General features: G+C 48.5%; 10 protein-coding genes. 8 read left to right on the top strand and 2 right to left on the bottom strand.

Features of this window, described 5'->3' with window-relative positions; translation table 11 throughout:
* Positions 1–106 precede the first annotated feature (106 nt).
* Positions 107–730 (bottom strand): RraA family protein, encoded by a 624-nt coding sequence (locus tag JOD20_RS10470; RefSeq protein WP_204755223.1) that lies wholly within the window; start codon positions 728–730, stop codon positions 107–109.
* A gap of 34 nt (positions 731–764) precedes the next feature.
* Positions 765–1,724: a D-2-hydroxyacid dehydrogenase family protein gene (locus JOD20_RS10465; RefSeq protein WP_204755222.1), complete on the bottom strand. Its 960-nt coding sequence runs from the start codon at positions 1,722–1,724 to the stop codon at positions 765–767.
* A 189-nt stretch (positions 1,725–1,913) separates the two neighbouring features.
* Here JOD20_RS10465 and JOD20_RS10460 point away from each other — a divergent pair, with 189 nt between their 5' ends.
* The 8 genes from JOD20_RS10460 to mqnE all read left to right on the top strand — a co-directional run bounded on the left by JOD20_RS10460 (position 1,914) and on the right by mqnE (position 14,306).
* Positions 1,914–2,480 carry a hypothetical protein gene (locus JOD20_RS10460; RefSeq protein WP_204755221.1) on the top strand — a complete coding sequence of 189 codons (567 nt, stop codon included), beginning with the start codon at positions 1,914–1,916 and terminating at the stop codon, positions 2,478–2,480.
* A 161-nt stretch (positions 2,481–2,641) separates the two neighbouring features.
* The gene (locus tag JOD20_RS10455) at positions 2,642–3,835 is read left to right on the top strand and encodes a class I SAM-dependent methyltransferase (RefSeq protein ID WP_204755220.1); all 1,194 of its coding nucleotides are present in this window, start codon (positions 2,642–2,644) and stop codon (positions 3,833–3,835) included.
* Complete coding sequence (locus JOD20_RS10450; RefSeq protein WP_204755219.1) at positions 3,835–6,321, top strand: glycosyltransferase family 4 protein; 2,487 nt, start codon at positions 3,835–3,837, stop codon at positions 6,319–6,321. Before JOD20_RS10455 ends, JOD20_RS10450 begins: the two co-directional genes overlap by 1 nt.
* Positions 6,322–6,330: 9 nt before the next feature.
* Positions 6,331–8,076, top strand: coding sequence for a glycosyltransferase family 4 protein (locus tag JOD20_RS10445; protein ID WP_204755218.1), 1,746 nt, complete (start codon positions 6,331–6,333; stop codon positions 8,074–8,076).
* 82 nt (positions 8,077–8,158) lie between these two features.
* Positions 8,159–10,108 carry a hypothetical protein gene (locus JOD20_RS10440; RefSeq protein ID WP_204755217.1) on the top strand — a complete coding sequence of 650 codons (1,950 nt, stop codon included), beginning with the start codon at positions 8,159–8,161 and terminating at the stop codon, positions 10,106–10,108.
* 20 nt (positions 10,109–10,128) lie between these two features.
* Positions 10,129–11,169, top strand: a complete 1,041-nt coding sequence (locus JOD20_RS10435) for a class I SAM-dependent methyltransferase (protein ID WP_204755216.1) — start codon at positions 10,129–10,131, stop codon at positions 11,167–11,169.
* Positions 11,170–11,194: 25 nt separating this feature from the next.
* Positions 11,195–13,159 (top strand): hypothetical protein, encoded by a 1,965-nt coding sequence (locus JOD20_RS10430; protein ID WP_204755215.1) that lies wholly within the window; start codon positions 11,195–11,197, stop codon positions 13,157–13,159.
* A gap of 43 nt (positions 13,160–13,202) precedes the next feature.
* Entirely contained in the window at positions 13,203–14,306 is a 1,104-nt protein-coding gene (gene mqnE, locus JOD20_RS10425; protein ID WP_204755214.1) for an aminofutalosine synthase MqnE, read from the top strand.
* Positions 14,307–14,316 lie beyond the last annotated feature (10 nt).

Raw genomic sequence — 14,316 nt, 5'->3', positions numbered from 1 at the left:
AGCCCGTTACAGCCAATTGCGTCAGCAACGTTGGCGATGCAAAACCCCTCAACCACAGCTGGTCGAGGGGCAAGTGTTGTTCGTTATTGATTAACTAATGAGGATTTTAATCAAGCAAGCCTTGTTGGCGCAAAAGTTCATCGATTTTGGCCCGATGCGCTTGTTCCCACGCTGCGAGGGTTTCGCTCGCATCTTTGGCTGCGCTTGCTTGGGCCTTATGCAAGATTGTTTCTGCTTGCTCAAGCGGAATAACCACAATGCCTTCTTCGTCGGCAACCACAATATCTCCTGCTCGCACCTGTACTCCACCACAATTGATTGGCTGGTTGAGCGGATGGGCTAGCGCTTTGATGCCTGGAATTGGCACTACGCCACGGGCAAAAACTGGAAATTGGCGCTCGCGAATTTCAGCGAGATCACGAATAACGCCATCGATAAGGAAGGCTGTGATGCCTCGCTCTTGGGCAACTGCGCATACATTTCCCCCAGCCACAGCATACTCAACATCAACGCCATCAACAACGATAATTGAGCCTGGCACTGCTCGATAAATCGCTGCATGGAGCATAAGATTATCGCCAGCATTACATTGAACCGTATATGCTGGCCCTGCAACTCGTGGCATACCATGCCATAATGGGCGAATTCCAAGATCCATTATTTGGTTGCGGCTAAGTGTATCGGCTAAAGTTGTTGGCGAAAGCGCTGCGAATGCAGAATAATCAATCATCAAACCTCCATAGAGAAAATTAATATCATCAAATTCAATTGATTTGGCGTAGCGGCGTGCCAGCCAAAAAGGCCTGAATATCGGCAACTGCCTCGCCAAAATACGCCCGATAATTGCGCTGGGTGACATAGCCCAAATGAGGCGTTGCCAGCACATTGGGCAAGCGCCGCAACGGATGATCGGCGGGCAATGGCTCTTGATCAAAAACATCTAAGCCTGCGCCAGCGATCCAGCCTTGTTCGAGGGCGCTGATTAACGCTGCTTGATCGATAATTGGCCCGCGTGAGGTATTAATGAGATAGGCCGTGCGGCGCATCTGTTGTAATTCAGCAGCGCCCACTAAACCACGAGTGCGCTCGCTCAGCACAAGGTGAATCGAAACAATATCGCTTTTGGCGAGCAACTGTGCTTTTGATTCAGCGCGTTGTACACCAAGCGCTTGTGAGTGTTGCGCACTGAGATTTTGGCTCCAAGCCAGTACGTTCATGCCAAAAGCTTGGGCTATGAGGGCTACCTTGCTGCCAAGTTTGCCCAAACCCAACAAGCCCAGCGTTTGGCCAGCCAGATCCATGCCAATCGTGTGTTGCCACGGGCCATTATTGCGAAACGCCAAGTTTTCGGGCACGATTTGGCGCGCCAAGCCCAAAATGAGCGCCCAGGTTAGTTCGACTGGTGGCTCAGGGTAGGTGGCTGTGCCACAAACGATGATGCCTTGGGCTTTGGCTGCTGCCAAATCAATCGAGGCGTTGCGCATGCCAGTTGTGACTAGCAGCTTAAGTTTTGGCAATTGAGCAAGCAAATCGGCTTTGAATGGTGTGCGTTCACGCATAACCACCACAATCTCGCAATCGCCAATTGCCTGCACCAAGGCTGCTTGATCGCTAAAAGATGCTGCAAAGACCCGAACCTCAACCTGATCGGCGATAACTGACCAATCTGCCATCGTTAAGGCGACCTGCTGATAATCATCAAGAATTGCACATTGAAGTTTCATGCGGTTCGACTCCTTCGTAAATGGCTGAATTGCAATGCTTTACACGCATTGATCGATAGTCCAAGCCTTATTCTACGCCCAAACCAGCGATTATTCGTGCTGGCTGCTTTAATTACCTAGCGATTCTTTACAATCAGTTGTTGCTGCGCTAGCATACAAAGGTAACTGAATGCGTGAGGAGGTGCGTAGATGCAACGCTGGATCATAGGATTTCTCCTAGGATTGATCGGTTTGGTTGGCTGTCAAACGGCGCAGCCTGCTGCTCCATCGCCACAGCCCACGCCAACAACCCCAATCGATACAATTTATTTTTCTGAAACCCCATTTGAGGCTGCTCGATCAATTACCAGCATTGCAATTGTTTCATCACCTGAAGCATTAGATGCGTTGTTAAGTCAAACGACGATCAAAATTCTCTATCTTGATCAAACAAGCATTGATGCAGTTTCAAATCAAACATTGACCTTGCTGTATCAAAAAAGCGTTATGCTTGCCTCATTTGATACACCATTGAGCATGCTCGCTAAAAAATCAGGTCATCTGCAAACAATGCCCGATCTTGAAATAAGCAAACCAAGATCCTATATTTCAGCCTTGGTTCAAATGAAAAATGTTACTTCTGGCACTAAGTACGAATATCATGATTTTTTCTATGGCGATTTTATAGAAACCCATCGCTTGATACAGCTTCAATGGCGCATGAGTCGCTGTAACGCAAAGCTTGATCCTCCAGCACAGTGTACTGAATTTCGCTAAAATGTAAGCCTAGAATTATTAAATCGATACGCTAAATACGTGGATTCTCGCGCTTATTTTATTAATCACGCAGTGCTACACGATTGATTCGGCACAGGTGTTGCCTGTCAAAGAGTATGCTATAATTCGCATTTTGTAGGTGTACTTTGGAAAGGGTAGGAATGACCATGATCCCTGTGCTTGAGCATTGGAATTCCGATGCCCTGCTTGCGATGCCCTTTGATCAATATCAGCGCTATCGCGTAAGTGCTGAAGCGATATTTTTATTAAAACAAGCTGCTGGCGCAAGCGATCAGCGCTGGCGGATTCTTGATGTTGGCGGTTTTTTCCCTCCGCGCAATGGTGTAATGCCGTTGCAAGCATTTTTTCCCGCCGATGAAACCTTGGTCGTGGATACTGCCGAGTATGTGGGTGCTGGCTATCAGCAGGCTGATGGCACCAAATTGCCCTTTGATGATCAGGCTTTTGATATTGTGCTTAGTTGCGATACGCTTGAGCATATTCCGCTGGAAGGCCGCAATAGTTTTTTGGCCGAACTGCGGCGGGTGGCCAGCAGAGCGGTTTTTTTGGCAGCGCCGCATAATCTAACCAATGTAGCCACCGCCGAAGCGATGTTGCGCGATTATCTGAGCCAATTGCAGATGCACAATCCCATGCTTGATGAGCATGTTGCATATGGCTTGCCCCAAGCGGCCTTGGTTGAGGCTTGGCTCGCCGCTGAGCAGCTTGATTATTTGGCGTTTGAAAGCGGCTATTTGCCACATTGGCAATTGTTGATGGTGCTGAAACATTTATTGTTTCGCCAAAACCACCGCGATGCGATGCACGCCAATTTCGATGCGCTCTATAATCAACGCTTTTATGCCTATGACCAACGCGGGCCTGGCTACCGCAAAATTTATCTAATTGCCACCAATGGTCAGCTGGATTCCAGCTTACAAGCCTTGGTCGAGCGTTCACTCCAGCCTACGCCAACCGACCCAGCTAGCGATTTGTTGAGCATCGTTTTGCCTGTTTTGACCAGCACCGCCTACGATACTGTGCTGTTTCAGCAAGCCCTCACGGCCCAACTTGAGCAATTCAAGCACGATCAGCAGGCCCAAAGCCAGCAACTAGCGCAGATGCAACAACAACTTGCCTTGCAAGCAAGCAACTTTGATCAGATGCACGATTTAGAGCGGCGCTTGCTTGATGCATCGGTGTTGGCGGCGCAGCTTGAGGCCGAAAAACGCGGCGTGCAAGCCCAACTTGAATATCTGCATTGGCAACATAGTTTGGTTCAACAACAGCTTAATCGCTCGCTACCACAACGCATCATTGATCGTTTACGCCAGCTTTGGAGGAAATTTCGTTAATGAGTCAGCGTCAATTAAACGTCGTTTTCTGGAGCGGTTGTGGCGGCGAAACCCAGCGCTATCGCTGTCAGCATGCAATTGATCAATTAAAGCAACGCGGGCACAAGGCTCAATTGTTTAACCAGACCGATTCGGCGGTTATTTCAGCAATTGCGACCGCCGATCTGGTGATTGCGCATCGGCCCAAAGCCAGCCATTTTTGGGAAACCGTCAAGCAGGCGGCGGCAGGCAAGCCATTGGTCTACGAAACCGACGATCTGCTGTTTGACCCACGTTTGGTCGATTCGATGCCGATTGTCGCCGAAAGCACTGGCTTCGAACGCCAATTTTGGCGCGCCTATGTGCTAGGCAATGTGCCAGTTTTTGAGCAATGTCAGGCGGCGATTGTTAGCACAGCTCCGCTTGCCGAGGCCGCAAAATCTTTTGATAAGCCAGTTTGGACGCATCGCAATGTGCTTGGCGACGATTGGCTGCGCTGGTGCGAAGCGGCGTATCAAGCCCGCGCTGCCCACGAGCATGTGACCATTGGCTACTTTAGCGGCACTTTTTCGCACGATGCCGACTTGCGGCTGATTGCGCCAAGTTTATTAAGCCTCTTGCAGCAAAATCCCAAATTGCGCCTCGTTTTAGGTGGCAAAATTACCCTGCCCGAGGTTTTGGCTCCAGTTGCTGCCCAAATTGAGCAATTGCCATTTGTGCCGCTGGAAGAGTTGCCAAGCCTGATGGCGCAGGCCGATATTATTTTGGCTCCCTTGGATGTGGAAAATGCCTTTACCCGCTGTCGCAGCGAATTAAAATATTTGGAAGCAGCGGCCTTACGCTTGCCAGTTGTGGCTAGCCCTATCCCCGCCTTTGCCGAAGCAATTAGCCATGGCAACAATGGCTTTTTGGCCGCCACTGAAGCGGAATGGACCAGCCATCTGCGCAGCTTGGTTGCCGATGCAGGTTTGCGCCAAAAGCTTGGTCAAGCGGCCTATGCACATGTGCAAAGCCACTATACGATTGCCGCTGCCGCCGCCGAGTATGAAGCGCTGCTCTTGACGATCATTGAACGCTTTGCTACCAATGTGCCTCAGCCAGCCAGCCAACCATTAATTAGCCAATTTCAGCGTGATCTGTATTTTACCGATCGCTCGGTGCATATGATTACTGGTTGCGATATTGGCAATGCAGGCAATTATCGCTGCCGCCATCGCCAAGAACAACTTGAATGGTTTGAGATGTATAGCGGCGTTACCAGCCTCTATAACGAGCCATTTAAAATTGCCGATAGCGTTAAATTTGGCATCTTAATTTTGCATCGGGTGGCGCTCGATTCGAACATTGAAGCATTGATCAACGCTCATCAGGCGCTTGGCCATCCAGTTATTTTTGATACTGATGATTTGGTGTTCCGTACCGATTTGCTGCACTATATCGATGCGATTAAAGATTGGCCCGCCGATGAAGTTGCGCTCTATCGCGATGGGGTTGAGCGCTATCGCAAAACAATGATGCTGTGTGATGCAGTGATTGTTTCGACCGAACCGCTGGCCGAACAGGTGCGCGCCTTAGACCTCAATGCCTATGTGGTGCGCAATGCGCTGAGCCAAAATCAAATCAATTATGCTGCGCCGATTGCTGCGCAACGCCAAGCCAAACCCGTGGCCCAAGCGAATGATCCAGTCTTAATCGGCTATTTCAGCGGCACTGCAACCCATAATCGTGATTTTGAGCAAGTTGAAAGCGCGCTTTTGCATATTTTGGCCAAACACGAGCATGTGCGCTTGCGCATTGTTGGGCCTTTGCAATTATCGCCAGCCTTCGATGCAGTTGCTGCACGAATTGAGCGCCGTGATCTCGTGCCACTCGAACAATTGGCCGATGAGATTGCTGCGGTCGATTTTGCACTTGCGCCATTGGAACTTGATAATCCATTTTGCCAATCGAAGAGCGAAGTCAAATATATGGAAGCAGGCTTGGTGGGCGTGCCCTTAATTGCTACGCCAATTGAAGCCTTCTCCCATGCGATTACCCACGGGGTCAATGGCATGCTGGCCGCAAACGAAGCTGAATGGATTGCCGCGCTTGAAGCAATGGTTACTGATCCTGCGTTGCGCCAACGTTTGGGCCGCGAAGCCTTGGCTGATGTACATGAGCGCTATACGCCCAAGGCACGCAGCCGCGAATTACACAATGCCTTGATTCAAGTGTGGGTGATGTATGCCCGCCAAATGTCGTTGATCAAGAGCAATGCCTTGTTGCTCGGCGCAAATAAATCGTTATCAAATGGCACCGAAGTGCTGGTGATGCACATTGATGGCTTAATCACCAGCAACCAAGATTTACATTATCGCGTTCAAGAGCTTGAGCGTGGCAATGCAGAAGCCAAAGCCTATGCCCACCAATTAGAAATTCAGCTGCAAAACATCGCCAATGGCGTATTAATGCAGGTGAGTGGCAAAGCCAAAGGGCTGCTCAAACGTCTTGTAAACCGTAAAGGATAGAACCGAGTTATGCAAGTTACTGAACATCCTCGCCTGCGAATCGCTTGGTTGCTGACCGCACCAATTGTTGGTTCTGGCGGGTATACCAATATTTTTCGAATTATCAATCTCTTGGCAAGCTTTGGCCACGAGCAAGTTATCTTTATGAATCCCAGCGATTACCCGACCGAGGCGCTGGATCGGCCTGAGCATTTTGTACAACGCTATTTTGGCGTGGTGCATGCGCCAATTTATTTTTGGCCGCAAGAAATTAAGGGCTTTGATATTGTTTTGGCAACTCAATGGACAACAACCCAAGGCTTTGAGATGTGCGATCCTGCGATTACTCGCGCCTATTTTGTGCAAGATTTCGAGCCATTTTTCTATGCCATGGGCGATGAATGGCTGAGCGCCGAGGCGACCTATAAACAAGGTTGGCCCTGTATTACCTTGGGGCATTGGCTGGCCAAACATTTGCACGAGCAATATCAGGCGAAAACTTTTCCATTTGATTTTGCGGTCGAGCACGAACGCTACTATCCACGGCCCAAGTTGTTGACCAAAAAACCGCGGGTTATTTTTTATGCGCGGCCATCAACGCCCCGCCGCTGTTTTGATTTGGGCATGCGCGCTTTGGCGATTGTCAAAGAGCAACGGCCCGATGTTGAAATTGTGCTCTTTGGCGATAAACATCTCAAACATTTCTCTGCGCCATTCAAATTTACCGCCATGGGCATTTTAAACCCAGAAGAATTGGCTGAGTTGTATGCGTCGGCCACTTTAGGCTTGGTTATTTCGTCGACCAACCCTTCGTTGATGCCGCCAGAAATGATGGCCTCGGGCTGTCCGGTGGTCGATATTGATCTCGCGCCAAATCACTTTTTGGTGACCCACGGCAAAACCGGCTTGTTGGCGACCGCTGAACCAAAACCACTAGCCCAAGCCTTGTTAAGCGTTTTGAGCGATGAGCCATTGCGCCAACGCTTGATCACGGCAGGCCTTGCGCATGCCAAAACCTTGCGCTGGGAAAGCTCAGCCCGCGAGGTCGAAAAAGCCTTGGTTAAGTTGGTTACAACTGCTTCTGGTGCAATCAACCAACGCTTGCTGACCGATCACGAACATTTGCAAGGTGATGGCGTGAGTGCCGCTTTGAACGCCGATTTTAACATCGGCCAGCGCTTGGTGTGCCAACACGATGGCGTTTGCGGCTTTGAAGTTGCTTTGGCGCAACCAGCCAGCGGCTCGTGGCGTTTACAAATTTACGATGCGCTGATTAATCCAAATCGCAGTTTAGTTGATGTAGAATCAAGCAGCATTGATCAACAGTGGCTGCACTTTGATTTTCCAGCTTTGCCAGCCAGCCGCAATCAAGCCTTGCACTTTGTGGTGAGTTCGACCAACGGCTCAAGCATTCGTTTTGATTTTCGGGCTGCGGTTGGCGGCTCGCTGAGCTTCAACCATATGCCACAACTTGGCCAGCTGTGTTGTCGCGTGTTGTATGCCGCTGCCTACGATACCCGTGAGCGTAGCGCCACGCCCGAGGTTGACTTTTTGCGTGCCCAACAAGCGTTGGCAAATAGCGAATATATTTTATTGAGCGAATTTACCGAACGCCTGCATAATTTGATTGTGCCCAAAAAAACATGGCAAGAACGCAGCAAGAAAACCTTGCAATTAATTCGTTCTGGCAAGTTTAATCATCTTGCCCTCGAAGCCAAACAATATGGCCGCTGGATGTATGATCGGGCCAAAGCGCAATTTCGTAGTTGGCGCTAAAGCATGGAGTAACGATCAATGGCGATCATTGCTCCATGAGCGCTATTTCGTTATCCGTCTATAGATTAATGAGGAAGAGTGTATGTCGAAATGGTTTAATCGTGCAGTATTGCTTAAGTTTGCACCAATCTTCTTGGTTATGCTTGGTTATACTGCACGTTTATTGATCATGCCTGTAACTGGACATAATGATGTGCTTTTTATGCCATGGCATGCGCATTTTGTTGCCCAAGGCCATTTCAATGTTTATGAGCATCTACTAAATACCTATGGCGATAGCGTGATTAATATTCCGGTATGGGCACCATATCCCTATGGTTTTTATGCCTATACTGGGCTTTGGACCAAAATCTACGATCTGCTTGGCTTAATCGATATTAGCAATTGGTCATCGACCTGGGCGCTTGCCCACCCAATGCGAGCAGTTTTTCTATTTAAACTGATCTATTTGCCGTTTGATATATTAATTGGTTGGGGCTTGAAACGCTCTATTGGGATGAGTGCACTCATTATGTGGGCACTTTCGCCAACTGCCTTATATATGCTAGCAATGGGCCAAAACGATGTCTATGCGACCGCTTCGATGGTGCTTGGCACTGCTTTAGTTGGTCAAGCGCTGGCAGCAAGCGAGCAAAAACTGCAATGGCGACGAGCGTGGCAGGCAATGCTTGTTTTAGGCATTGGTGCATCATTCAAGATGATTCCGTTATTTTTAGTTGTACCATTAATTTTATTGCTTAATCTATCGTGGATGCGGCGCACTATTCTGTTTGTGATTGGGATATCGCCATTTTTGCTCCTATCACTGCCATTTTTAAGCAGTAAAGCCTATATAACTGGTGTACTCTTTAACCCTGAAGGCACGCGAATATTTAATGAATCGAACTTGCTTAGCGAGCCTGTATCATTCTTTTTATTTTCGTATAGTGCCTTGCTGCTCTTTCTCTTGAATTATCGTCGAAAATGGGTCAGTGATTCTGCTTGGTGGGTTTCAGTAGCAGTTATGGCAATGTTCTTTTTGTGGATTCATATTCCAACGTATTGGCTGTATTGGTTTATTCCTTTTGCGATTGTTATTGCGCTGCGTTTTGGCTATCGCTACATCAGCATTTGGTTTTTGGCAGAATTTCTATTTGTCATTCAAATATTTAGTAAAAGTCGTGATATTAACATCGGTTTATCACGCTATTTAGTTAATGAAATGACTTTTATGCATCCGGTGCATGCATTATCGCTGCGCTCGCCATTACTGGCGCAAATATTTACCCGTTTTGAAGGATTTATCCAAAGTTTTCAATTGGCATTATTTGGCTTTGTGCTTGGTTTAGCGGTCTATTGTTTATATCGAGTTCGTCAAGCACAACCATTGGAGCAAGCAAATTCTGGGTTACTGCGTTTATTGCCAATTCCCTTAATTGTTAATATTGGGGTGATTATTGCAGCGATGTTGCTCACGCGCGGTATGGTTATTCCAGCCCCAGCCTTTGCTGAAGCCCATTTATCAATCCAATTGAACCAAAATGCACCAATTGTTGCCCAAACGTTTACTGGCTCTGAAACAGCATTAACTGGTTTTGCAGTACAATTTAGAGAACCAAGTAATAATTATCCTAGCATTAACGGCTGTATTACCACAATTCAGGAAACACGTTGTGCTCCCTTGACTGCACCAAAAGGCGAGGTATGGGAATATGTTGGCTATAACGTAATTTATCCACCAATGGCGACTTATAATCAACCATATACGCTTAGTTTGCAGCTTAGGGAATTAAACCGCAAACTCGATTTGGGTTATCGCTCAAATAAAGAACAATTTAGCTATGGCGATGAGAAACTTGCTGGAATTTTACCGTTTATGCCGATGCATGAATTAAGTTTGAGCAAAGCGATGAGCCAATTAACCCAACATATTAAGAATGATTGGCTCTTTATTCCTATCTGGCTTGTGGTTTATGCAAGCGTTATGCTGTTTTGGTGGCGCATGTTGCGTTCTGAAGTTACCCAATCTACACCAATTGCCGCCGAAATTTAATTTATAAGGGATGCTCTGCCATGCAATTGCAACCAATGCCAACTGAAACGCTCAAGGCCTGCCCAAGCTGTGGCGCAACCCAAGCAGATTTGGTTTGGCAGCAACCAGAAACATTTATTGCTGAAGGCTTAAATTTATATAGCTGTCGTACATGCAAGCAAATTTATCTTAATCCACGTTTGACCCTTGAAAGCACCACCCTGCTCGAAAACCAAAGCGAGGTGTATGCCTACAGCGAAGCCGCAGAGCAGCAAGAAATAGCATTAAAAGCCAGCATTATTGCGCATATTGAACAACATGGCCAGTTGAAACCTGGACGAGTGCTTGATCTTGGCTGTAATCGCGGCTTGTTGTTGGTGGCGGCGCAACAGCGTGGTTGGCAGCCAGTTGGGATTGAACTTTCGCCTGTGGCCGCCGACATTGCGCGCCAACGCTATGGCTTGACCGTTTATAGCGACCCAACCAGCCTTGCCCAGCTTGAAGCTTTTGATCTGATTACCTGTTGGCATGTGCTTGAGCATCTGCACGAGCCAGTAGCGTTTGTGCAAGAACTCGCCGCCGCGCTTACGCCAGAGGGCGTTTTGGCCATTCAAGTGCCAGCCTATCAATTTCGCGATCAGTTTATCGAACAAGGGCAATCTGGCAGCCTTTTGAGCGTGGTGCATACCTTGTATTTTACCGCGTCAACGCTGACGCGCTTAGTTACCCAAGCTGGCTTGTGCGTATTTTATTGCGATGAATCACCAGAATATCGCATGTTGACGATCTATGCCTGCCATCCACAGGCGTTAATGGCTCGTTTAGGCCCGCCTGCGTGGTTGTTGTATGATTTGCAGCAAGCGACCATTCGCAATGCTGAATTGACAACTCAGCTGCGTGAAACCCAAGCACAAATTCCACCATTAACCACCACGACCAACGAGCTTCAGCAGTATGTGGCGACGCTTGAAGCAACGCTCGCCAGCAAAAACGCCCATATCACCCAGCTTGAAAAGCAGATCAACACGCTTGAATCGGGCCGAATCCTGCGTTTGCTCAAAGCATTGCGCCGCTCAAGCTAAGCATGGTACAAAAGCGAGTTAATCCATGAAATATCGATTAGGTTTGTTGCCGAAGCTTGCGCCTTTGGGCTGGATTATTCTGGCTGGCTACCTGGTGCGCTTTTTGATTATGCCCTTGGCCAGCCAACACGATGCGCTGTATATGCCGTGGCATGCCCATTTTGTGGCTCAAGGCCATTTGAATGTGTATGCGCATTTATATACCACCTATGGCCCGCGGGTGATCGAAATGCCGGTTTGGGTTCCCTATCCCTATGGATTTTATGCCTATACCGGATTTGCGGCCAAAATCTACGATCTCTTGGGGCTGATTGATCTCCAAGCATGGCCTTCAACGTGGGAAATTGCCAATCCGATGCGGGCGGTTTTTTTGTTTAAACTGCTCTATTTACCGTTTGATCTATTGATTGGTTGGCTTTTGCAACGGGTTGCTGGGCGCTTGGCGTGGGCAATGTGGGCTTGGTCGCCAACCGCCTTATTTATGTTGGCAATGGGCCAAAACGATGTGTACCCAACGGCTGCGATGCTGTTAGGAACCTATTTGGTGAGCCGCGCATTGGTTGCAGACGATACGGGCAAGGCGCACCCCTATGGCTATTGGGCAATGCTGGTGCTTGGCTTGGGCGCTGGCTTCAAACTGGTGCCACTGTTTTTGGTGCCACCATTAATTGTGCTACTTACCCGCTCGTGGTGGCAACGGCTCAAATTATTTGGAGTTGGTATCGCGCCATTGTTGCTGTTAAGTTTACCTTTTCTGCGCACCCCAGCCTATATTAAAGGCGTTTTGTTCAATCCCGAGGGCACACGGATTTTTGATCAGCTGAATTTCCTCAGCCAGCCTAGCTCGCTCTTTTTGCTGTGCTATAGCCTGTTCTTGATCTTTTTGCTGCTGTATCAGCGGCCTTGGGTTGCCGATAGCGCTTGGTGGGTGAGCATCGCAACTTTGGCGATTTTCTTCCTTTGGATTAAGATTCCGTTTTATTGGCTATATTGGCTCGCACCCTTTGGCATTATTGCAGTGCTGCGCTTGAAGCGCGCCGCTTTGGGCTTGTGGCTGGGGGCTGAGTTAACTTTTGGTCTGACGCTCTTGCATAGCCATCGCGAGCTGAATCTTAATCTCTTCTTTCGCTTTATTCCTGAATGGCAATTTATTAATCCAATTCATGCCTTGGCATTACGCTCGGAGTTGGCAAGCCAGCTTTTGGCCAAACTGCGCTTGCTCAGCGAAAGCCTGCAACTAGCACTGTTTATTAGTTTGATCGTGCTGGCTATAATCAATTTGTATTATGGGTATCAACGATCTACCAAACCAGTGCTGCGGCTGCATCGACTTGGCCTAAGCCTAATGCCTGCTACAATGATTGCAATAAGTTTGCTGCTGTTTGTTTGGATTGCGCGGAGCAATGCGATTCGGCCCCGTGAATTTGGTGCGTTGACGAATATGCTGGTTCTGGATGCTCAACAACCCTTTGTTCAAGGCACGATCCAATCGGAGCAAAGCGAGATAACTGGGTTTGCCCTAAGTTTGGGCCAGCTACCGCCCGCCAATGCCAAACTTCAAGGTTGTGTCGTGGTCGGAACAAGCGAGCATTGCGCGCCGCTGGTCGTGCCGCGTGAGGCGCTTTGGGAAACTGCTGGCTATGTGGTGTTTCAGCCAGCGCTGGCAATTACCCCAAACCAACCATTCAGCGTCACGCTTAAAACGCTTGAGCCAAGTGTGCCTGTGGCCATTCACTACCGCTGGAAGCGCCAAGCGCTCGGGTTGGCAACTAGTCAAGTCGAAGGTAGTTTGCCAATTGTGGCGATGGAACATGCCCAATTTGCCAACGGCTGGCAGCGCTTAGGCCGTTTATTGCGAGCCGATCTGCTGTTTTGTGCAATTTGGGTGCTTACCACCAGCCTTGGCTTGTTATTCGTTGCCAATTTGGTTGCTCCAGCTAGCCAACGCTGGCGCTGGAATTGCGCAAAACTGGCACGAAAATCAAAATAACATTGTGATATAATGAACACAGTAACGCGGAAAGGAACTGTCTATGGCTATTCTGTTGGCGAAGTCGCCACTCTCTGATATTGCCGAAAAAGTTGAAGCAGGCGAACGGCTATCATTTGAAGATGGAGTTCGTTTGTATCAAACTAACGATATTTTAGCCTTGGGTAAATTGGCCGATACGGTGAATCGTCGCAAGAATGGCGATGTGGTGTATTTTGTGCAAAATCACCGCATTACGCCAACCAATGTTTGTGCGTTTCACTGTAATTTTTGTTCATTCCGCCGCAATGGCAACGAGCCTGATGCGTTTGTACGCACTCCTGAGCAAATTATTGATCACGTTGGGCGTTTGTTTAGCGAACGTACCCGTGAATTTCATATTGTTGGCGGTTTAGTGCCCGATCTCGATGTTGAATATTACGCCGATATTATTCGTGAATTGAAGGATCATTATCCCAATGTTCACGTCAAAGCCTTTACGGCAGTTGAAATTGATTATATGGCGCAAATTTCGAATATGGATTGGCGCACGACGCTTGAGATTTTGCGCAAAGCTGGCTTGGATGCCTTGCCTGGTGGTGGCGCTGAAATTTTCCATCCCGATGTGCGGCGTAAAATCTGCCCTGAAAAGGTTGATGGCGATGGCTGGCTGGAAATTCATGGCATTGCCCACGAATTAGGCATCAAAACCAATGCCACAATGCTGTATGGCCATATCGAAACCCTCGAACAACGGGTTGATCACCTGTTGCGGCTGCGCGAGCAACAAGATAAAACTGGCGGCTTTGTGACCTACATTCCGCTGGCCTTCCACCCCGAAAACAACAACTTGGGGCGGGTCAAGAAGCTCGATTGGACAACTGGCTTCGAAGATTTGAAGAATTTGGCGATTGGCCGCTTGTTGCTCGACAACTTTGCCCACGTCAAAGCCTATTGGATCTCGCTTACGCCACGTTTGGCGCAAGTTGCCTTGTCGTTTGGGGTTTCCGACGTTGACGGCACGGTGATCGAAGAAGAAATCTATCACGCTGCTGGCGCTAAAACCGAACAAGGAATCTCACGCGCCGAATTAGTCCATCTTGTGACGACTGCTGGCAAAACAGCGGTCGAACGTGATGCCTTATATAACCACATTGCTGTGAACTAATTGCAGGGTT

Origin of the sequence: Herpetosiphon giganteus (assembly GCF_016907925.1) — a bacterium.
Lineage (GTDB): Bacteria > Chloroflexota > Chloroflexia > Chloroflexales > Herpetosiphonaceae > Herpetosiphon > Herpetosiphon giganteus.
The sequence above is the reverse complement of the archived record's forward strand: the minus strand, read 5'-3'. Positions and strand labels throughout refer to the sequence as shown.